The 18,869-nt window shown below is 68.9% G+C and carries 18 protein-coding genes, 2 tRNA genes and 1 riboswitch; of the genes, 9 read left to right on the top strand and 11 right to left on the bottom strand.

Going from position 1 to position 18,869, the window contains the following annotated elements:
- Positions 1-16: 16 nt before the first annotated feature.
- Positions 17-958: an ABC transporter substrate-binding protein gene (locus DL519_RS24025; protein ID WP_190818123.1), complete on the bottom strand. Its 942-nt coding sequence runs from the start codon at positions 956-958 to the stop codon at positions 17-19.
- A gap of 131 nt (positions 959-1,089) precedes the next feature.
- Between DL519_RS24025 and DL519_RS24020 the strand changes: the two genes are divergently transcribed.
- Positions 1,090-1,737, top strand: coding sequence for an alpha-ketoglutarate-dependent dioxygenase AlkB family protein (locus tag DL519_RS24020; RefSeq protein WP_190818121.1), 648 nt, complete (start codon positions 1,090-1,092; stop codon positions 1,735-1,737).
- A gap of 98 nt (positions 1,738-1,835) precedes the next feature.
- Here DL519_RS24020 and DL519_RS24015 read toward each other — a convergent pair whose 3' ends face one another.
- The gene (locus DL519_RS24015; RefSeq protein ID WP_190818119.1) at positions 1,836-2,447 is read right to left on the bottom strand and encodes a DUF5134 domain-containing protein; all 612 of its coding nucleotides are present in this window, start codon (positions 2,445-2,447) and stop codon (positions 1,836-1,838) included.
- A 397-nt stretch (positions 2,448-2,844) separates the two neighbouring features.
- Positions 2,845-2,917 (bottom strand) — tRNA-Lys (locus tag DL519_RS24010).
- A 340-nt stretch (positions 2,918-3,257) separates the two neighbouring features.
- Here DL519_RS24010 and DL519_RS24005 point away from each other — a divergent pair.
- Positions 3,258-4,409 (top strand): L,D-transpeptidase, encoded by a 1,152-nt coding sequence (locus DL519_RS24005; protein WP_449619127.1) that lies wholly within the window; start codon positions 3,258-3,260, stop codon positions 4,407-4,409.
- Between the two features lie 102 nt (positions 4,410-4,511).
- Here DL519_RS24005 and DL519_RS24000 read toward each other — a convergent pair.
- The 5 genes from DL519_RS24000 to DL519_RS23980 all read right to left on the bottom strand — a co-directional run bounded on the left by DL519_RS24000 (position 4,512) and on the right by DL519_RS23980 (position 8,327).
- Positions 4,512-4,584: transfer RNA gene (locus tag DL519_RS24000), tRNA-His, on the bottom strand.
- Between the two features lie 112 nt (positions 4,585-4,696).
- Positions 4,697-5,359, bottom strand: a complete 663-nt coding sequence (gene orn / locus DL519_RS23995) for an oligoribonuclease (RefSeq protein WP_190818117.1) — start codon at positions 5,357-5,359, stop codon at positions 4,697-4,699.
- Between the two features lie 48 nt (positions 5,360-5,407).
- Positions 5,408-7,045, bottom strand: a complete 1,638-nt coding sequence (locus DL519_RS23990) for an AMP-binding protein (protein WP_190818115.1) — start codon at positions 7,043-7,045, stop codon at positions 5,408-5,410.
- Between the two features lie 124 nt (positions 7,046-7,169).
- Positions 7,170-7,343 carry a hypothetical protein gene (locus DL519_RS23985; protein WP_397544970.1) on the bottom strand — a complete coding sequence of 58 codons (174 nt, stop codon included), beginning with the start codon at positions 7,341-7,343 and terminating at the stop codon, positions 7,170-7,172.
- Positions 7,344-7,583: 240 nt separating this feature from the next.
- A complete protein-coding gene (locus DL519_RS23980; protein ID WP_190818111.1) occupies positions 7,584-8,327 on the bottom strand; it encodes a hypothetical protein in 744 nt (247 codons plus the stop codon).
- 202 nt (positions 8,328-8,529) lie between these two features.
- Between DL519_RS23980 and DL519_RS23975 the strand changes: the two genes are divergently transcribed.
- From DL519_RS23975 to tenA, 3 genes are all read left to right on the top strand, one after another.
- Positions 8,530-8,787 (top strand): alpha/beta hydrolase, encoded by a 258-nt coding sequence (locus DL519_RS23975; RefSeq protein ID WP_190818109.1) that lies wholly within the window; start codon positions 8,530-8,532, stop codon positions 8,785-8,787.
- A gap of 46 nt (positions 8,788-8,833) precedes the next feature.
- Positions 8,834-8,929: riboswitch (TPP riboswitch) on the top strand.
- Positions 8,917-9,714 (top strand): bifunctional hydroxymethylpyrimidine kinase/phosphomethylpyrimidine kinase, encoded by a 798-nt coding sequence (thiD, locus tag DL519_RS23970; RefSeq protein ID WP_190818107.1) that lies wholly within the window; start codon positions 8,917-8,919, stop codon positions 9,712-9,714. It overlaps the preceding riboswitch by 13 nt.
- A gap of 111 nt (positions 9,715-9,825) precedes the next feature.
- Positions 9,826-10,536, top strand: coding sequence for a thiaminase II (tenA, locus tag DL519_RS23965; RefSeq protein ID WP_190818105.1), 711 nt, complete (start codon positions 9,826-9,828; stop codon positions 10,534-10,536).
- A 290-nt stretch (positions 10,537-10,826) separates the two neighbouring features.
- Here tenA and DL519_RS23960 read toward each other — a convergent pair whose 3' ends face one another.
- Positions 10,827-11,942: a polysaccharide pyruvyl transferase family protein gene (locus DL519_RS23960; RefSeq protein ID WP_190818103.1), complete on the bottom strand. Its 1,116-nt coding sequence runs from the start codon at positions 11,940-11,942 to the stop codon at positions 10,827-10,829.
- Positions 11,943-12,085: 143 nt separating this feature from the next.
- Here DL519_RS23960 and DL519_RS23955 point away from each other — a divergent pair, with 143 nt between their 5' ends.
- Positions 12,086-12,385 (top strand): DUF2218 domain-containing protein, encoded by a 300-nt coding sequence (locus DL519_RS23955; protein WP_223839467.1) that lies wholly within the window; start codon positions 12,086-12,088, stop codon positions 12,383-12,385.
- Between the two features lie 177 nt (positions 12,386-12,562).
- Here DL519_RS23955 and DL519_RS23950 read toward each other — a convergent pair whose 3' ends face one another.
- Entirely contained in the window at positions 12,563-13,006 is a 444-nt protein-coding gene (locus DL519_RS23950) for a hypothetical protein (RefSeq protein ID WP_190818101.1), read from the bottom strand.
- A gap of 12 nt (positions 13,007-13,018) precedes the next feature.
- The gene (locus DL519_RS23945) at positions 13,019-13,981 is read right to left on the bottom strand and encodes a hypothetical protein (RefSeq protein WP_190818099.1); all 963 of its coding nucleotides are present in this window, start codon (positions 13,979-13,981) and stop codon (positions 13,019-13,021) included.
- A gap of 529 nt (positions 13,982-14,510) precedes the next feature.
- Between DL519_RS23945 and DL519_RS23940 the strand changes: the two genes are divergently transcribed.
- The 3 genes from DL519_RS23940 to DL519_RS23930 all read left to right on the top strand — a co-directional run bounded on the left by DL519_RS23940 (position 14,511) and on the right by DL519_RS23930 (position 18,826).
- Positions 14,511-14,795: a hypothetical protein gene (locus tag DL519_RS23940; RefSeq protein WP_190818098.1), complete on the top strand. Its 285-nt coding sequence runs from the start codon at positions 14,511-14,513 to the stop codon at positions 14,793-14,795.
- Between the two features lie 47 nt (positions 14,796-14,842).
- Entirely contained in the window at positions 14,843-15,130 is a 288-nt protein-coding gene (locus DL519_RS23935) for a hypothetical protein (RefSeq protein WP_190818096.1), read from the top strand.
- Positions 15,131-15,226: 96 nt separating this feature from the next.
- Entirely contained in the window at positions 15,227-18,826 is a 3,600-nt protein-coding gene (locus DL519_RS23930; RefSeq protein WP_190818094.1) for an amino acid adenylation domain-containing protein, read from the top strand.
- The last annotated feature ends 43 nt before the right edge of the window (positions 18,827-18,869 follow it).

Here is an 18,869-nt window from a genome sequence, read left to right as displayed (position 1 = left end):
CGGGCTCTTCGCTCGGTCACTGCTGCGGGAAGGCCTTCTGCAGGTCGTCCAGGACCAGGTTGGCGGCGATCGGGCCGAGGCCGAGGAACCAGGTGTCGTCGTGCACCTCGACGGCCTTGCCGTTCTTCACGACGCCGAGCGTCGTCCACTGCACGGAGTCGACCACGTCGGTCAGCTGCTGCTTGGCGCTTTCGCCGTAGGCGGCGTAGAACAGCTGGTCGCCGTCGGCCTGGGAGATCTGCTCGCGGCTGATCTTGGTGAAGGTCTGGTCGGTCTGCTGGTTGTCGGGGCGGCCGAAGCCCGCGTCGGCCAGGATCGTGCCGATGAACGAGCCCTTGCCGTACAGGCGGATGTCGCCGGGGATGAACCGCAGCATGCTGATCTTGCGGGCGGCGGGGTCGCCGGCCTGCTTGCCGATGTCGGCGGCGCGTTGCTGGTAGACGTCGAGGATCTGCTGCGCCTCGGCCTTCTTGCCCAGCGCCTCGGCGTAGAGCAGGAAGTTCTGCTTCCAGGTCTTGCCGACACTCTCGGCGAACACCGTCGGCGCGATCTTGCTCAGCGCGTCGTAGTTCTGGTCGTCGCGCACCTTGCTGGAGAGGATCAGGTCGGGCTTGAGCGCGGCGATCTTCTCCAGGTTGGGCGAGCCGATGGTGCCGACAATCTCGATGTTGCCGGCCTTCTCGGCCAGGTACGGCTGCAGGGCCTTGTTGGCGTCCGGCAGCACGGTGCCGACCGGCTTGATTCCCAGCGCCAGCACCGCGTCGAGCTCCCCGGTGTCGAGCACGACGACGCGCTGCGGGTTGCCGGCGATCTTGGTCTGCCCCTTGGCGTGCGTGACGATTCGCTCGTCGCCCTGGGGCGCGGCGGGCTGCTCGGGAGTCGACGAGCCGCACGCGGCGACGGTGCCGAGCGCGAGCACTGCGGTAACAGCCGCGAGCAGTCGACGGGGACGGAACATGGTGCTCCCTGCTTTTGGTTGGCTCAAAAGTTTGGCAAGCCTAACCTGGCCGGGGGATGGAAACCAGCTTTGAGAGGGTTGTCACGGGTGAGCCGCCGCGAAGGTGATCATGACGTGGTAGAGGGGCGGACATGGAGTCGTTGATCCCGCGGGAGCGGGCCGAGATAGCGCCGGGTGCGGTGCACCTGCCCGACTGGCTCGACCTCGGCCAGCAGCGCGAACTGGTCGTCGCGTGCCGGGAGTGGGCGCGCTCCCCGGCGGGCATGCGCTCCGCGCGGTTGCCGAGCGGGGGAGTGATGTCGGTGCGCACCGTGTGCCTCGGCTGGCACTGGTACCCCTACCGGTACTCGCGAACTGTCGACGACGGAGACGGCTCGCCGGTGACGCCGTTCCCGGACTGGCTCGGTGACTTGGGGCGCAGAGCGCTGGCCGACGCCTACGGCCGCGCCGCCGACGGCTACCGCCCGGACGTCGCGCTGGTCAACTTCTACGACGACACGGCGCGGATGGGAATGCACCAGGATCGCGACGAGCAGAGCCGGGAGCCGGTGGTGTCGCTGAGCCTCGGTGACACGTGCGTCTTCAGGTTCGGCAACACGGAGAACCGGAACCGGCCGTGGACGGATGTGGAACTGTGCTCGGGAGACCTGTTCGTCTTCGGCGGCGAATCCCGCCTGGCGTACCACGGAGTCCCGAAGACGCACCCGGGAACGGGACCGAACATAGGCATGACGGCAGGTCGCCTGAACATGACCCTCCGAGTGTCCGGAATGGACTGAGGTTCCAGCAGGTCAACGCCCGTGAGTACTTTGAGGTGCTACAGCACCTCAAACCGCTCACGGCCACTGACCAGTGGAAATGCGGCCGCGATCCGTCGTCAGAGCGTGGTCAGGAACATGTAGCCCATACTCAGGGAGAGGACCAGTTCGGTGGTGGCCGTCAGCCTGGGGCGGTCTCGGGGCGGGCGGATCAGGTCGGTTCCGGCGAAGCCGGCGCTGAGCAGGCAGTAGGTCATCAGCACCCAGGCCACCAGCGGAAAAGCGAAGCCCGCAGGCTGTGCGCCGACGACGGCCAGCGCGCTGCCGTGCGAGTGGCCGGACGAATGTGCGGTGGACAACGACAACAGGCCTGAACTGGGCCCGTGCGGCCGAGCGGCGGCGAACATGTACGCCATGGCCAACCCGCTGACCAAGTGGTGCAGGTAGGTCAGGGCCGGACGCCGACGCAGCGCCAGCACGCCCATCCAAACGGCGTTCGCGACGAACAGCGCAGCCCACGCGCCGGGCGGAAGCACCTGGGGCAGGAACATCGCGGACATCCCGATGCCCATCAAGACGTGAGCAACGTCCACGCTCCCGCAGCCACCCCAAGCCTCCGGAAGCCGCCAACGGCGGACCACCAGCCGAACCAAGCACGCCAAGGTCACCGCGATGACCGCCCCGCCCAACACCTGGTCGACCACCAACAACCCCCGGCGTCCGATCGGCAACCCGAGGTACCCGATTGTTCGCGCCCCACCACCCGAGGTCTAGGTCCAGTCGGTGCTTTCAAACACCAACCCAAAGCAACAACGAAGACCACAACCAAGAAGTCCACGTTGGACAAATCAACAACCGCCCAACCCATGCGTCGGCGAAGCCGCACCAAATGCGCACGCCCACAAAAATAGTGACGCCACTCACCCAGGCAACAAGAAAGCCACCTGCTCCAAAAGGATGCTTTCAAGGCACAGCGGCTACCTAGGCCCGGAAGCGTCCCTGCCGGATGCGGACTCCGAAACCAAGCCACCGCACCGTGGGGGGTTTGGGGGGTTCGACCCCCCAATACAATGACGAGATATGAAAACGCAAAACGCCCCGCGTAAGCAGGGCGTCTCACATATCGAGTGCGCCAACAGGGACTCGAACCCCGAACCCGCTGATTAAGAGTCAGCTGCTCTGCCAGTTGAGCTATTGGCGCTAGCTATCGGTCAGGTTTTGATCGGCTCGGTTCCTTTTCGGTTCCGCCCCGGTCTCCCTGGCGACGTGGAAAACATTAGCACGGCGCTGTGGGGGTGCCGAAGAGGGGGTCGGTTTTGGCGCGGGCGAGGTTGTCGGGGGTGGGGACGCAACCCGCGGGCGGGGTGTTGCGTCTCATGGAGGGTGGTCAGTCAGGGGAGATCACCCTATGTGTGCAGCCCGGTCCCTTCACTCACTGTCGGGGCATTGCTGCACACTGTTCTCAGGCGTAGTGGCGCATCGGAGCGGACGGACAGTTGCCCATGAGGGAGTGGAGTAATTCGGTCGGGGTGCCCGTACGGGTGTCACGACTGCTGACAATGTTGATCTTCGGTTTGGTGGCGTTGCTCGTCGCCGGCTGCAGCGGGTCCGGTTCCACGGCGTCCGGCGAGGTGGCGTCCGCGCCGACGTTGGAGCTGGCACCGCAGAACGGGGCCAAGGACATTTCGCCGACCGGCCCGATCAGCGCGAAGGCGATCAACGGCAAGATCGTCGAGGCGGTGCTGACCAACGCGGAAGGCAACGCGATGGCCGGCGCCATCGCGCCGGACGGGGCCAGCTGGGCCACCACCGAGAAGCTCGGTTACGGCACGACCTACACGCTGTCCGTGACCGCGCAGGGGGCGAACGGGCCGGCGATCACCCAGCAGTCCACCTTCAGCACCATTTCACCCGGCAATCAGACCTTCGTGTCGATGAACCCGCTGGACGGGCAGACCGTCGGCGTCGGCCAGCCGCTGGCGTTCTACTTCAGCGAGAAGGCCCCGGCGCCGGACAAGGCGAAGGCCGAGGAAGCGATCAAGATCCGCACCGAGCCTGCGGTGGAGGGCGCTTTCTACTGGTTCAACAGCCGCGAGGTGCACTGGCGGCCGAAGGAGTACTGGAAGCCGGGCACCAAGGTGTCGATCGACGTCGACGTGTACGGAAGGGACCTCGGCAACGGCGCCTGGGGCGAGGAGGACCGTAAGGCGACCATCACCATCGGCGACGCGGTCGTGCTGAAGGCCGATGGCGCCACCCACAAGATGACCATCGAGAAGAACGGCAAGCTGCTGCGGACCATGCCGGTGTCGCTGGGCAAACCGTCGTTTCCGTCCAACAACGGCGTGCACGTGGTCACCGAGCACCACGCTACGAAGATGATGGACTCCTCCACCTACGGCCTGCCTGTCGAGGCGGGCGGCTACCGCACCGAGGTCCAGTGGGCGGTCCGGATCTCCAACGGCGGCGAGTTCCTGCACGCCGCGCCGTGGTCGGTGGGCGATCAGGGGCGGCGCAACGTCAGCCACGGGTGCATCAACATGAGCATGGCCGACGCCAAGTGGGTCTTCGACCTGCTGAAGAAGGGCGATGTCGTGCAGATCACCAACTCCGGCGGGCCGAACCTGCGCGCCTGGGACGGTTTCGGCGACTGGCAGGTCCCGTGGGGCCAGTGGGTGCAGGGCAACAAGTGAGTTGAAGCCGCGGGTGGTCGTTCCGGTCGGAACGACCACCCGCGGCCACCAGGACGATGACGAAAGGCCCCGTTCCAACTGGAACGGGGCCTTTCGTCATTGGGTGAGTGACGGGAATCGAACCCGCGACACCTGGGACCACAACCCAGTGCTCTACCGACTGAGCTACACCCACCGTGGCCGCTCGGACTAGCCCTCTCGGGCACCCTTGCCGGAGCAACGCTCATATCGTAGCGTGCGCCGTCACCCGGTTTTCCACCGGCTCCGGTTTATCCGGAGCGCGCTGGTCAGCGGCCGGATTCCGGGTTCTGGCCGGACTCCTCGCGGGCCTTTTCGGTGCCGCCGACGCCATCGCCGTCGAGCAGTTCGGCCGCCACCGCCTGGGCCTGCTCGCTGGTCGGCCCCGGCTGCGGTACGAACGCGGTCCGCCGGTAGTAGGCGAGCTCGCGGATGGACTCCCGGATGTCGGCGAGCGCGCGGTGGGCGAGGCCCTTCTCCGGCTGCGCGTAGTAGATGCGCGGGTACCAGCGGCGGCACAGCTCCTTGATGGACGACACGTCGACCATCCGGTAGTGCAGGTGGGCGTCCAGCCGCGGCATGTCGCGGGCGATGAAGCCACGGTCGGTGGCGATCGAGTTGCCGGCCAGCGGCGCGGACCGGCCGTCCGGCACGTACTGGCGGATGTAGTCCAGCACGCGCTGTTCGGCCTCTTCGAGCGTCACCGTGGAGCGGCGCACCTCTTCGGTGAGCCCGGAGCGGTCGTGCATCTCGCGGACCACGTCGGGCATTCCGGCGAGCTTCTCCTCGTCGGCGTGGATGACGATGTCCACGCCTTCGCCGAGGATGTTGAGGTCGGCATCGGTGACCAGGGCGGCGATCTCGATCAGCGCGTCCTTGCCGAGATCGAGACCGGTCATTTCGCAGTCGATCCACACTAGACGGTCGTTCACCCGAGGCAGCCTAACTCGACACGAGGGGTGATCGTGCAGCCCTGCCGGTCAGGCGTCCAAGCGGGCGAGCAGCTCGCGGGGCACGACCTTGCCGGTGGCGTTGCGCGGCAGCTCGTCGAGGAACACCACATCGCGGGGCATGGCGAATTTCGACAACCGGCCGCGGACCCGCTCACGCAGCTGCTCGGCGTCCAGCCGGCCGTCGGCTCGGAGCACCACGAACGCCGCTAGCCGCTGCCCGAACTCGGCGTCGTCGACTCCGATGACGGCGGTCTCGGACACCTCCGGCAGGCCGGCGATGACGTCCTCGGTCGCCTTGGGGTAGACGTTCTCGCCGCCGGCGATGATCATGTCGTCTTCGCGGCCGACGACGAACAACCGCGCGGCGGCGTCGAAGCGCCCGAGGTCTCCGGTCGACATCAGGCCGTCGTGGGTCTCCCGGCTGCTGCCGTTGGTGTAGCCCTCGAAGAGCATGTCGTTGCCGGCGAAGATCCGCCCGGTCGCACCGCGGCGCACCGGGGTTCCGTCATCGCCGAGGATGCGCACCGTCGTCCCGTGCGGTGGTCGGCCCGCCGTGCCCGGGGCGGCGCGCAGGTCGTGCGGTGTCGCGATGCTGACCCAGGACACCTCGGTGGAGCCGTAGAGGTTGTAGAGCACTGGCCCGAAGGCGCGCTGGAACCTGGTGGCCAGGTCGGCGGGCAGCGCAGAGCCGCTGCTCGCCACGACGCGCAACGTGCTGTGGTCGTACTCGTCGCGGACCCGTTCGGGGAGCTCGAGGATGCGCTGGAGCATCACCGGCACCGCGAACATCGATGTGCACTGGTTGCGCTGCACCGCGCCGAGCGACTGCTCGGGGTCGAACCGGCGGCGCAGCACCAGCGTCGCGCCGAGCACGGAGCCGAGCTGGAACGCGGCGAGGCCCCAGGTGTGGAACAGCGGTGCGCTGACCAAGATCCGGTCCCCGTTGCGCAGCGGCACGCGGGACAGGATCGACGCCGCGGGCGCGAGCCCCGGCGGATCGGGGCGGCGGGCGCCCTTCGGGGTTCCGGTGGTGCCGGAGGTGAGCACGATCATCCGGGAGTGCCGCTTCGGCCGGGGCAGGTGCTTGGCCGAGGACGTGGCGATCAGGTGCTCCAGCGTTTCGTGCCGGGTGGTGCCTTCGGTCCACGCCAGCACGGCTTCGAGGTCTTCGGGCAGGTCCGGCAGGTGGGCGCGGTATTCGGCGTCCAGGACCAGCAGGCCGACCCGCTGCTCGGCGATCACGTCGGCGAGCAGCGGGGTGCTCAGGCCCGTGTTGAGCAGAACCACGTCTATGCCGAGCTTGGCGGCGGCGACGATCGTCTCGATCGGCCCGTGGTGGTTGTGGCACAGCACGCCGATCCGGGTGCCTCGGGGAACCCGGATGCGCAGGCCGTTGGCGAGCCGGGTGGTGCGCTGCGAGAGTTCGGCGTAGCTGAGCGCGCCGCGCTCGTCGATCACGGCCGGGCGGTCGGCGTGGCGCACCGCGCCGACCGCGAAGCCCAGCGGCGGGGTGATGCCCCAGCGGCGCCAGGCGAGGACGATGCGCAGCAGCTTGTCCGGCCGAAGCGGGCTGATCACGCCCTGCTTGGTCAGGACGGACACCGTGTGCAGGCCCGACGTCCCGCGCCGTAGCAGCGCGGCTGATCGTTGCCAGAACGTGCTCACGCAGTCACCTCTCGGTTGCCAGGCTACCGGGAGTAGATAATGCCGCGAGCGGACTTGCGGGGGAAGACTGCGATCGTGAGCGCGGCGGCCGACGGACCGCCAGCCACCGCGCTCACGAGGGGATTCATTCCATTTCGGCGGCCACCACGATCGCGTCGCGCAGGGCCGCGCGCAGTCTGCCGACCTCCAGCGGGGAAAGCACCGCGGTCTCGCCCGCTGGAGCGATCACCACCACGTTCCCCTGGTTGATCAACACCGACATGTCCCGACGTCTGCCAGCGACATCGCGGCAGCTCACGTGCCACTGCCTGGCGGGCTCCACGATCCCAGCCTCCCTGTTGCAGTCCGCGCGCTCTGCCTCCCGCGCGCGGTGTTGATCGAGGGACGCAGCTGGACGCGCACCGTGACGACGGTTCTGCGCATAAGTCACCCGGAAAACTTCCGGGGTACCCCCAGTAAGGGGTACCGATACGCAGAGTGTCCGCAGTTTCAATTGAAACAATTGAAACTGCGGACACGGGGCGGGGTCGGCCGGTCTTCAGACCGGGCGGACCACCAGGCCGTTCGGTTCGGCGGTGAAGGTGACCGCGGCTTCCTCGAAGTCGGCGATCGGCAGCTCGTCGCGCACCAGCCGGTGCGGCGCGTCGAAGGCCTCGACCCGGATCTCGCGGGTGGTCAGCGTCCGCTCCGGGAAGTCCGTGCCGCCGACCTGGACCTTCAGCTCGCCGCCCTGCACCGTCATGGTCAGCCAGCCGCCGGGCACCATCAGCTGTTCACCGTCGGAGGTCAGGACCAGCCGGCTGGCACCGGGGTTCTCGGCGCGCACGGCGACGTGCGAGATCGCGACGTCGCGCTGGCCGGAGTCACCCGCCAGGGCGATCACGTCCCGCTTGATCTCCTCGGCGGGGCCGTCCCCGGGCTTCGGCGCGAGCACCGGGGCGCGCAGCTCGGCGGCCACCCGATAGGGCTGCCACGATCCGGCGCCGATCAGGTTGACCACCGCGGTGATCTCGACGTCGGCCAGCAGCCGGTCGCTGCCGGGAGCCGGAGTCACTTCGACCGCGGCGACGTCGCGCCGGTTCAGCAACTCGCGCAGCGCCTTCGCGCGCTGCCTGCTGTTGCGGTCGAATCCGCGGGTGATCGCCACCGTCCCCGAACCGGCGGCCGCCACGGCGGCTTCGGTCAGGTCCGCCAGCGGGGCCCAGATCCGGGCGGGATCCTCCGGCCGGGGCTGCCGGCGGGAACGGGCGAAGCTCAAGGCATCGGTCGTGGTTTCCATCATCAACCACTTTAGTCCGCGGCGAAGGGTTGCCTGGCCTGCCGGTGGTGACCTTCACGGTGTGAATTCGATCGCTGTGCCGGGCGCCAGGCGAGCGGCCGTGCGCCGATCGGAGCAGGCGGTCCACCCGCTCGCCGGCCGAGCGGTCTTGTCGCGGGGCGCACGCGGGGCAATGCTGAAGCGATCACCTAGCTAGGGGGCGGGGATGACCGAGGTGCACTTCCCTGAGTTGAGGCGGCAGCAGGCCGGTCGCGGTCCGGCGCGCGGAGTGCTGGTGTGCTGGCTGGTCGCGGACGGCAGCCGGGTGCACGTCGGCGATCGGGTGGCGGAGGTCCAGGTCGCCGGCGATTGCTGCGGCAGGACGATCGGGTGGGTTTCGGCGCTGGCCACCGGAACGCTCTGGCACCAGGTGCGGCCCGGCGAGGTGCTCACCGCCGGCGTGGTGGTGGGCCTGATCGACTGAACACGCCGAGGGCGTGGTCGCGCGGCGGTCCGGTTGTTAGGTTGGTGGCAGTGACGCGGGGTGCCTGGGCTGCCGGGCTGAGAACAGACCCGTTGAACCTGACCTAGCTCGTACTAGCGGAGGGACGTCATGGTTCCCAATGTGCTGACCATCGCAGGCACCGACCCCAGCGGCGGCGCCGGTGTGCAAGCCGATCTGAAGACCTTCTCCGCGCACGGCGCCTACGGCATGTCCGTGATCACCGCGTTGGTCGCGCAGACCACCACCGGTGTTTCCGACGTCCACGAGGTGCCGCCGGAGTTCATCACCGCGCAGCTGGTCACGCTGCTCGACGACGTGCGGGTGGACGCGGTCAAGATCGGCATGCTGGCCAACGCCGAGGTGATCCGTGCGGTGATCGGGGTCCTCGACCGCTACTCGCCGCCGCACGTCGTGCTGGACCCGGTGATGGTCGCCAAGAGCGGTGACCGGCTGCTCGTGCCGGAGGCGGTCAGCGTGCTGCGCGACGAGCTGCTGCCGCGCGTGGACCTGATCACCCCGAACCTGCCCGAGGCCGCCGATCTGCTGGGCGAGCCGGAGATCACCGACCCCGACGACATGCCCGCGCAGGCCGAGCGGCTGGCCGGGCTGGGCGCGAAGCAGGTGCTGCTAAAGGGCGGTCACCTCGACGGCCGGTCCAGCGTGGACCTGCTCTACGGCGACGGGATCGCCGAGTTCCTGTCCAGCGAGCGCGTCGTGACCACCAACGACCACGGCACCGGCTGCACGCTGTCGGCCGCGATCGCGGCCCTGCGTCCGCAGCGCGCGGACTGGCTCGACGCGGTGCGCGAGGCCAAGGAGTACCTGACGGAGGCTCTGCGCGCTTCCGACCGGCTCGACGTGGGCCACGGCCACGGCCCGGTGCACCACTTCCACCACTGGTGGTGATTGACGTTCCCCCGGTGTCGTGAGCGCTTTTGGTTGCCATAGCGCCGAAAAGTGCTCACGGTCCACCGAGAGGTCCCGCACCACAGGTCGAGACAGCTACGAGAGGTTCTGATGAGCAAGCTGCCCGCTCCGCCCGCCGACGGTTTCTGCGCCGAGGCATGGGCGCACACCGCCGATCTGCAGCAGGCGATCGTCGAGCACCCGTTCAACGCCGCGCTCACCGACGGCACCCTGGACCGCGACCGGTTCGCGTTCTACATCGTGCAGGACGCGCGCTACCTGGTCGGTTTCGCGCAGGCGCTGGCGGCCGCCGCGACGCGGTCCGACAACGCCGAGGACGCGGCGTTCCTGGCCGGTGCGTCCCAGGGCGCACTGGTCGAGGAGCGCCGGCTGCACGCCGGTTACGTCGCGGAGTTCGGCCTCACCGACGCCGAGACCGCCGGGGTCGACACGTCCCCGTCCTGCCTGGCCTACACCTCGTACCTGCGGGCGACCGCGCTGACCGAGCCGTATCCGGTGCTGCTGGCGGCGATCCTGCCGTGCTTCTGGGTGTACCAGCACGTGGGCACCACGATCCTGGAAGCCACCGGTGGTGCCGAAGATCATCCGTACCGGGCGTGGATCCAGACCTATGCCGACGACGAGTTCGCCGAGGCGGTGCTGACCGCGCGCGACCTCACCGACCGGGTCGCCAAGGGAGCCGACGCCGAGACCCGGCAGCGGATGCTCGACGCGTTCACCCGTGCGACTGAGTACGAGTGGCTGTTCTGGAACAGCGCTTGGATCAAGGAGGAGTGGCAGACTTCACGATTCCTGAACTAATCGCGAAACCCCTTGCAAGGTGGGAGGAACGCACTTCGACCCGGTGTGATCCGGTGCACGAACGGGGTCGTAACGAATCGCGGGCCGAAGCGATTCTCCCAGCGAGACGCCCGTCCGGGCGGGGACTTGGATGTGGGTTCTTCCCACCGTAGACGGAGTTTCGACGACCGTGGGCAATTCTATTCTGACTGTTCTCGTGGGCATGCTGGTGCCCGTGTTAGCGGCTGCGCCGTTCTACCTCGCCGACCGCCGTCGGGAGCAGCAGGATGCCGTCGAGGGCGACGAATAGGTCAGCCCCCGTAGATCTTCTTCGCGAGTTCTTCCTTGCCCCGCTTGAGTTCCTGCAACGCATTGGCGGCGAATCCACCGCTGGTCGGCATGGCCGGGATCCGCAGGCCTTCGCTGAGCGTCCAGCCGGAGCCGCAGTCGATCAGCGACCGGTGCTTGTTGGTGTAGTAGCCGGAGTTGATCGACACCGCGACCCCGTGCGCTCCGGCCGCGGCCGCCATCAGGTGCAGGTGGAACCGGCTGGACAGCCAGCGCTGCCCGGCCGCCGCGGGCAGCCCGTCGGCCATGATCTCGGAGAACGGGTAGAAGCGGGCGCCCGGTAGGTCGTGTTCCACCAGCGCGAAGACCTCGCGGTCCACGCGCGGGATGCCTTCGACGAAGCCGACCTGCTCGGGGCGCACGCCCCATTCGCCCAGCGTGTCCAACAGGAATCCGGCGAGCGCGGACACCGAATCGTCGAGCAGGTCCGACTGCAGGCACACCATGACCTCGCGCAGGTCGTCGTCCCGGTACAGCCCGGGTTCGACCCCGAAGAACATGTCGTCGCCGGTGTGCGAGGTGGCGCTGGACAGCGCCGCCGACGGCTCGTCGCGCACGTCGACGACCTCGAACTGCGCGGCGAGGTTGCGCAGCAGCGGTTCCGCTTCGTCGGCGACCGGCGACAGCCCTTGGCCGGTCATCACCGCCCGGCCGCCGGAACGGCGCGTCGCCGCCACCGCGGCCGCGAGCAGGCCGATGTGCCGCGGCCAGATGCCGTTGACGAATCCGCCGCCGACGATGTGCACCACGTCGGCGCGGGCCGCCAGCTCGATGCCGGCCACCCATCGCGGCGCCAGCCCCGGGTTGTTGAACGCGTGCTGCACGAACGACGCGACCTCCCACGGCCCGTCCGACGGGGCCTCCCAGCACAGCCGCCAGAAGGTGTCGGTGAACCGGACCCGCGGATGCAGGTGGCCGAGCAGGACGTCGCTCGGTCCCGGGTTGGGGCAGTCCACCCAGATCTCGCTGTCCGGCGCGACGCGTGCCAGGTGCTTCAACCAGGCGGCGGCGATCAGTTCGTCCCCGTAGTTCGGGTGCCCGGTGGTGGCGACGAGGTAGATGGTGGGGGGCTTCGTCAACGGTAGGGCTCCAGCCTTCGGGGTGCCGAGTCCCTTTCGAACGTAGCAACGACGAAGCCCCGACCGCCGTGCTTGGTGACGTCTCGCACCCCACCGCCACCGCTGGTACCAATTAGGGTGGGCTAACTTCCATTGGAGGCGTGTTGACGATCCGATCCCAGGCGAAGGTGGGCACCGGCAAGCCGGCCCGCTACGCCAAGCAGCTGTCCTCGCACCTGGGGCGCCGGTGCGCGGTGTCCGAAGAACCCGATTGCATCCGGATCACCCTGCCCGCCGGCAGCGGCGTGGGCAGCTGCCTGCTGGTCAACGAATCGGATGTGCTCGCCCTGCGTGCCGAGGCGGAGAACGCCGAGGTGCTCGACCGCGTGCAGGACGTGATCGGCCGCCACCTCGAGCGCTTCGGTCAGCGCGACGAGCTCAAGGTCAACTGGATGAACGACTGAGTATTAGCAGTCGCGATGATCATGCAGAGGTCGGTGAGCGGCGTCAGCCGCTTCCTGCCACCTGCGCAGCCCGCGCCGCCGCAGATTCTCATGCGTCGTCATGCATGAGTCGGGGATCCCGGACCGAGAAGGCAGCTGAGGTTCCACTACACGGCTCGCACAACGCCCAGGAATTCTCTATTCCTTGCTGATCTCGTCGCGGATGCGGGCCAGGCGCTGGCGGGAGCGGTTGAACTTGGCCTCGAAGTGCTTCTCGAACAGGTCCGTGGGTAGCTGCGGGACCTCCGCCGGCTCCGCCGGACGCTGCTGCGGTGCGACCGGCGCCGGCCGGGGTGCCTCCGGCTCGGCCTCGGGCCCGGTTTCTGCGTCGGACCCGGTTTCGGGTTCGGGTTCGGTCGCCGGTGGCTGGTCGTAGGTGCTCGGCCGCCGGGGGATGACCGTCGGCGTCGCCGGCTTGACCGGGGCGGCCGGGGTGCGCAGCGCATGCCTGCCCTTCGGGGCGGTCGCTGGTTCGGCGACGCCGCTCTCGGCGAGGCGTCGGTTCGCGCGGTTGAGCAGCGGCCAGAAGATCAGCGTGGCCAATGCGAAACCGGTGACGAACATCAGCACGAGCAGATCCACGAATAGCTCCGATCAGTTCTGTCTGGCGGGGCCTGTCTGCGGGGCGGCGCCGTTGGTGTGCGGCCGCTCGATGGGAATGGTGTAGGTCTGCGCGTCGTCGCGCTGTTCGGGCAGCCGCACCGGCTGCTGCTCGACCTGCTTGATCCGCTCCACCTGCTCGACATGCCGGTCCCGCGTGATCTGGTCGATGTCGTCGGCGATGTCCGGAATCGGGTCGCGCAGTTCCGCGACGGACTGGTCCAGCAGGTGCTGGGCCTTGTCCATTGCGGACAGGACCGAACTGCGCAGCTCCTCCAGCCGGAGCTGTTTGGTGCGGATCTCTTCCAGGGCTTCCAAGCGCTGCTGCTCGGTCTCGGCGTCCCACTGGCCGCACTGCCGCCGGGTCTGGTCGATCAGCTGGTCGGCTTCGTCCTGGGCGGCCGACATGGTCCGCTTGTACTCGTTGCGGATGTTCTGCCGCAGCCGCTGTTCCCGGGAGCGCAGGTCGCTGACCTTCTGGTCGTGCTCGCGGTGCAGCCGCGCGCGTCGCTCCTCGACCTCGGTGACCAGCTCGCCGCAATCGTTGCGCAGCTCGGTGGCGGCCCGCTGGGCCTCGTTGAGCAGCTCGCGCGCCTCGGTTTCCGCCGTGCCCCGGATGATCTCGGCCTGCCTCCTGGCCTGGTCGCGCAGGGTCTGCACCTCTTCTTCGGCGATCGAGAGCATGTTCTGCACCCGCTGGGAGGCGGCGGGCAGCCCGGTGTCGGAAGACTCGATCTGCTTGAGCCGCTGCTCGGCGGTGTCGAGGTTGCGGCGGGTGTCGTCGCAGAGCTTGCGGAGGTCGGAATTGAGCTGCGCGGCCTCGTTGCGGTCGATGGTGACCAGGCGCAGCTGGTCCTCCAGCAGTTCCAGGTGTTCGATGACCTGGTGGCGGTTGAAGCCGCGCACCTGGATGTCGAATCCCGGCCGGAGCGGCACGACGGAGTCGGCGTCTTCCATTGGTGAACTCCTCTCCGGACGGTCTGGGCCGATTCGATAGGTCGGAGAGTAGGGGCGATGGTGCGGGTTCGCCCAGCGGAAAACAACGATCATCACCGGATCAGGTGCTGATGACCAGGCGATCAAACAGTCGCCTTGCGCTCAGCGATCGTGACACGGGTTCGTCCACTGTGCTCGTTTCGTTCGCCGGGTGACACCCGGGCCGATCGGGGGCGGGTACGGCAGTGGTGTGAAGCACTGTCACGAGATCGAGTGGTTAGGTTAGGCTCCACTCACGGATGGGTTCGCGGGTGTCAAGGGGGCGTGTCGTGACGACTGGAGTCGACCTTGCCGGACGGTCGCACCAGCGGACATCGGTGTTGCTGCGGCGGTGGCTGGCCGAAACGCACACCCCGGTCGCCGGGGCGGCTGCGTTGACCATCGGGTCGCTGCGGTTGGTTGCGGAGGTGGTCTACGACTCGCCGACCGGCGCGCACGGCTTCGGCCCGATCCACGTCCTGGACGCCCCGGCGCGCCGGTCGAGCCCGCGTTGCTTGCCGCCGCGTGCTCCGCCGACGCGCGCGCCCGCGCACCGCCCGACGCGCCGATCAACACCGCCGACTCGAGCACGCTGCTGGACTGGCTGGTGGATGCCCTGCCGCGCCGTGCGGTCGATCCGCTTGCGCTGCCTGCGGATTTGGTCGCGGTTGCCCGGTCGGTCTCCGACGGGGCGGAGGCACGGCGCTGGTTGTCCGCGCACGTCGAGGGCCGGTTGCTGCCCGCGATTCGGGGCTGGAAGCCCGACGACGCCGCCGGTGCCAAGCGGCGCTGCTGACGCGCGGCGCGCCCGCCGTCATCGGGTTGCTGGAGCGGCGTGGTGTCGTGCACGAGACGGGCCTGATCGCCGACCTCACAGATCGGCTGCGGGCCATCGCCGAGGCGTATCCGGACGCGGAATGGCTGGTGCGGCACTGGTTGACCAGCACGACGCTGACCGATCTCGCCGCGTTCAACGGTTCCGGGCTGCGGCCGGGTCGCCGCCGAGCCCGGCGTCCACAATGGAGCTTCGGTGGGCGCGTTCGGCAAGGCCGGGTTCGGGCGAGCTGCGGAAGTGGGGTTGCCGAACAAGAATTCCGCGCTGATGGTGTTTGGCCGCTCCGCGCCGGGTGAGTAGTCCCACGTCGGTCGATACGGTCAGCAGCTGTACTCCGGATCGGATCATAAGTAAGGTAAGCCTTACTTGCCTTGTTGATCGTGGGGAGAACGATGCCGGGTCGTGCTGACGAGCAGTTGCCGTTGTCCGCCGCGCAGTCGGGGATCTGGTTCGCGCAGCAACTGGACCGCAACAACCCGATCTTCAACACCGCCGAGTACGTGGAGATCCACGGGCCGGTGGAGCCCACCCGCTTCGCGGCGGCCCTCCGGCGGGTTGTCGAGGAGGCCGAGGCCCTGCGGATGCGGGTGGTCGACGAGGCCGGCGAGCCGCGGCAGGTCATCGACGAGGCCGATGGTTTCGACGTCCCGGTGATCGGCTGCTCGGACGCCGCCGATCCCGACGCGCGGGCGCTCGCCTGGATGCGAGCCGACCTGCGGGAACCGGTGGAGCTGACGCGGTCGAGGGCCGACGGCGGCCGGTTGTGGACCGCGGCGCTGCTCAAGCTCGGCGACGAGCGCTGGTGGTGGTACCAGCGGATCCACCACGTGGCCATCGACGGGTACGGCTTCTCGCTCCTCATCCGGCGGGTCTCCGAGCTGTACAGCTCGGCGGATTCCGGACCGTCGCCGTTCGGCTCGCTGCGATCGCTGCTGGATGCGGAACGGGAGTACCGGGAGTCGCCGAAGTTCCGCCAGGACACGGAGTTCTGGCGGGAGCAGTTCGCGGACCGGCCGGATGTCGCGTCGCTGGCCGGAGATTCGAGCGCCACCGCGCACCCCTTCCACCGCCAGGCCGACGCCTCCGGCGCGGCCGATGCCCTGGCCCTCGCCGCGACCGGAAGCCGGGCGATCTGGTCCGACGCGCTCATCGCCGCCTTCGGCGCCTACCTGCACCGGATGACCGGGGCCACCGACGTCGTGCTCGGACTGCCGGTGATGGGCCCGCTCGGGTCGGCTGCGCTGCGGGTGCCCGCCATGGTCGTCAACGTGCTGCCGCTGCGGCTGCGGATCGCCCCGGACACCACGCGCGCGGAGCTGATCACGCAGGTCGTCAAGGCTGTGCGGCAGGTGCGCAGGCACCAGAACTACCGCAGCGAAGACCTGCGCCGCGACCTGAAGCTGCTGGGCTCGGACCGGCCGCTGTCCGGGCCGGTGATCAACATCAGGTCCTTCGACCACGAGCTCACCTTCGGCGACAGCCCGGCGACCGTGCACAACCTCGCGGCCGGGCCGGTCGACGACCTGACCATCGAGGTGCACAACTCCGGCGGCGACCTGCGCTTCGAGTTCGACGCCAACCCCGAGCGCTACGGCGAGACGGAGCTGACCGCGCACCGCGAGCGGTTCCTGCGGTTCCTCCAGGTGTTCTCGGACTGCGCCGGGGACACTCCGGTCGGCCGGATCGACCTGCTCTCGGCCGAAGAGCGCGACCGGATCCTGAACGAGTGGAACGCGCCGATCGCCGATGTCGGCGCGCCCCCGGCGGCGCCGCTGCCGCAACTGTTCGAGGAGCAGGCCCAGCGCACCCCGGATTCAGTCGCGGTCACCTTCGGCGAGCAGAACCTCACCTACGCCGAGCTCGACGCGCGGGCCAACCAGCTCGCGCACCACCTGATCGACCACGGCGTCGGGCCGGAGCAACTGGTCGCGCTGGCGCTGCCGAGATCCGTAGAACTGGTGGTGGCGCTGCTGGCGGTGCTGAAGGCCGGTGCCGCGTACCTGCCGCTGGACCCGGGGGATCCGGCCGAGCGGATCCGCTACGTGATCGGGGACGCGCAGCCGGCCTTGCTGATCAGCGACGCCGAGCACGCGGCGCGGCTGCCGGACGGGTTCACCCCCATCCTGCTGGACGATCCGGTCGAGGTCGAGGAGATCTCCCGGCACTCGCAACGCGATCCGAAGGCCGGCGAGCGGGGACCGCTGACCTCCGAGCACGCCGCCTACGTGATCTACACGTCCGCCTCGACAGGGCAGCCCAAGGGCGTGTCGATCCCGCACCACAACGTGGTCCGGCTGTTCAGCGCGACCGAACCGTGGTTCTCCTTCGACGGCAACGACGTCTGGACGTTGTTCCACTCCCACGCGTTCGACTTCTCGGTGTGGGAGCTGTGGGGCGCGCTGCTGCACGGCGGCCGGTTGGTGGTGGTGTCGCACGAGGTCAGCCAGTCGCCGCAGGAGTTCCTGCGGCTGCTCGACCGCGAGCGCGTGACCGTGCTCAATCAGACGCCTTCGGCGTTCTACCAGCTCAGCCAGGCCGATCGGGAGGCGCCGGGTACCGAGCTGGCGCTGCGGTACGTCATCTTCGGCGGAGAAGCGCTGGAACTGTCCAGGTTGGACGACTGGTACGACCGGCGCCCCGGGTCGCCGAAGCTGATCAACATGTACGGGATCACCGAGACCACCGTGCACGTGTCCTATGTGGAGCTCGACCGCGAGGCGGTCGCCCGCCGCGACGGCAGCCTGATCGGCCGCGGCATTCCCGACCTGCGGGTGTACCTGCTCGACGGACTGCTGCAGCCGGTGCCGCCGGGCGTGGTCGGGGAGCTGTACGTGGCAGGCGAAGGCCTGGCCCGGGGCTACCTCGGGAAGCGCGGGCTGACCGCGCAGCGGTTCGTCGCGGACCCGCACGGCGCGCCGGGGACCCGGATGTACCGCTCCGGCGACCTGGGCCGGTGGCGGGCGGATGGCGGCATCGAGTTCGTCGGCCGCGCCGACCAGCAGGTCAAGGTGCGCGGGTTCCGCATCGAGCTCGGCGAGATCGAGGCGAACCTGGCGGCGCATCCGCAGGTGCGGCAGGCCGCCGTCGTGGTGCGCGAGGACCAGCCCGGCGACAAGCGGCTGGTCGGTTACACCGTCGGTGCGGCCGAGCCGAGCGAACTGCGGGCGCACCTGGCGGACCGGCTGCCGTCCTACAGTTCGCGCGACGCTCTGGAAATCTTGCTGCCGCTGCGCACCGAGGGCAGCAAGGAACCGCTGTTCTGCGTGCACCCGGAGGCGGGGCCGGCGTGGCCGTTCTCCGGGCTGCTCAAGCACATCGACGCCGCGCGGCCGATCTACGGCATCCAGTCGCGCGGGCTCGCGGAGCCGAAGCCCGTCGCGGGGAGCCTGCACGAGATGGCCGCCGAATACCTGGAGCACATCCGGCAGGTGCAGCCGCACGGGCCGTACTACTTCCTCGGCTGGTCCTTCGGCGGCGTCGTCGCCCACGAGATGAGCACCCAGCTGCAGGCGCAGGGCGAGGAAGTGCGGTTCCTGTGCATGCTCGACTCCTACCCGAAGGACGCGTGGGACGTGTTGCCGGCCAAGGAGGAGGCGCTGAAGGCGCTGCTCTACATGGCCGGCTACGACCTCGCGGAGCTCGGGGAGGGGCCGCTGACCAGGGCGGACGTGATGGAGATCCTGTCTGCCGAGGGCACCGCGCCGGCGAACCTCGAAGAGCACAGCATCACGGCGATCATCGACAACTTCGCCAACTGCGCGGTGCTGGAGAACGAGGTGGACCACGACAAGTTCCAGGGCGACGTGCTGTTCTTCACCGCCACGGTCAGCCCGGCCAAGGCCTCGCTGACCGCGCAGATGTGGCAGCCGTACGTCGACGGCACGGTGCACAACCACGACATCGCCTGCGAGCACAAGGACATGACGCAATGCGGCCCGCTCGCCGAGATCGCCGCGATCGTCGACCCGGCCTTGACCGAGGCCGCCCGGTGACCGGGGTGCCAATTTCGCGAGAAATTGACCGTCACCCGGGTGA

Source organism: Saccharopolyspora pogona (genome assembly GCF_014697215.1).
Lineage (GTDB): Bacteria > Actinomycetota > Actinomycetes > Mycobacteriales > Pseudonocardiaceae > Saccharopolyspora > Saccharopolyspora hattusasensis.
This window is presented reverse-complemented; position numbering and strand designations above follow the sequence as displayed.

What these genes read in the sequence shown, in the direction of transcription:
- DL519_RS24020 (WP_190818121.1), top strand. Translation starts at nt 1,090, where the DNA reads ATGGAGTCGTTGATCCCGCGGGAGCGGGCCGAGATAGCGCCGGGTGCG.
- DL519_RS23945 (WP_190818099.1), bottom strand. Translation starts at nt 13,981, where the DNA reads ATGGAAGACGCCGACTCCGTCGTGCCGCTCCGGCCGGGATTCGACATC.
- DL519_RS23975 (WP_190818109.1), top strand. Translation starts at nt 8,530, where the DNA reads ATGACCGAGGTGCACTTCCCTGAGTTGAGGCGGCAGCAGGCCGGTCGC.
- tenA (WP_190818105.1), top strand. Translation starts at nt 9,826, where the DNA reads ATGAGCAAGCTGCCCGCTCCGCCCGCCGACGGTTTCTGCGCCGAGGCA.
- DL519_RS23980 (WP_190818111.1), bottom strand. Translation starts at nt 8,327, where the DNA reads ATGATGGAAACCACGACCGATGCCTTGAGCTTCGCCCGTTCCCGCCGG.
- DL519_RS23930 (WP_190818094.1), top strand. Translation starts at nt 15,227, where the DNA reads ATGCCGGGTCGTGCTGACGAGCAGTTGCCGTTGTCCGCCGCGCAGTCG.
- DL519_RS24025 (WP_190818123.1), bottom strand. Translation starts at nt 958, where the DNA reads ATGTTCCGTCCCCGTCGACTGCTCGCGGCTGTTACCGCAGTGCTCGCG.
- thiD (WP_190818107.1), top strand. Translation starts at nt 8,917, where the DNA reads ATGGTTCCCAATGTGCTGACCATCGCAGGCACCGACCCCAGCGGCGGC.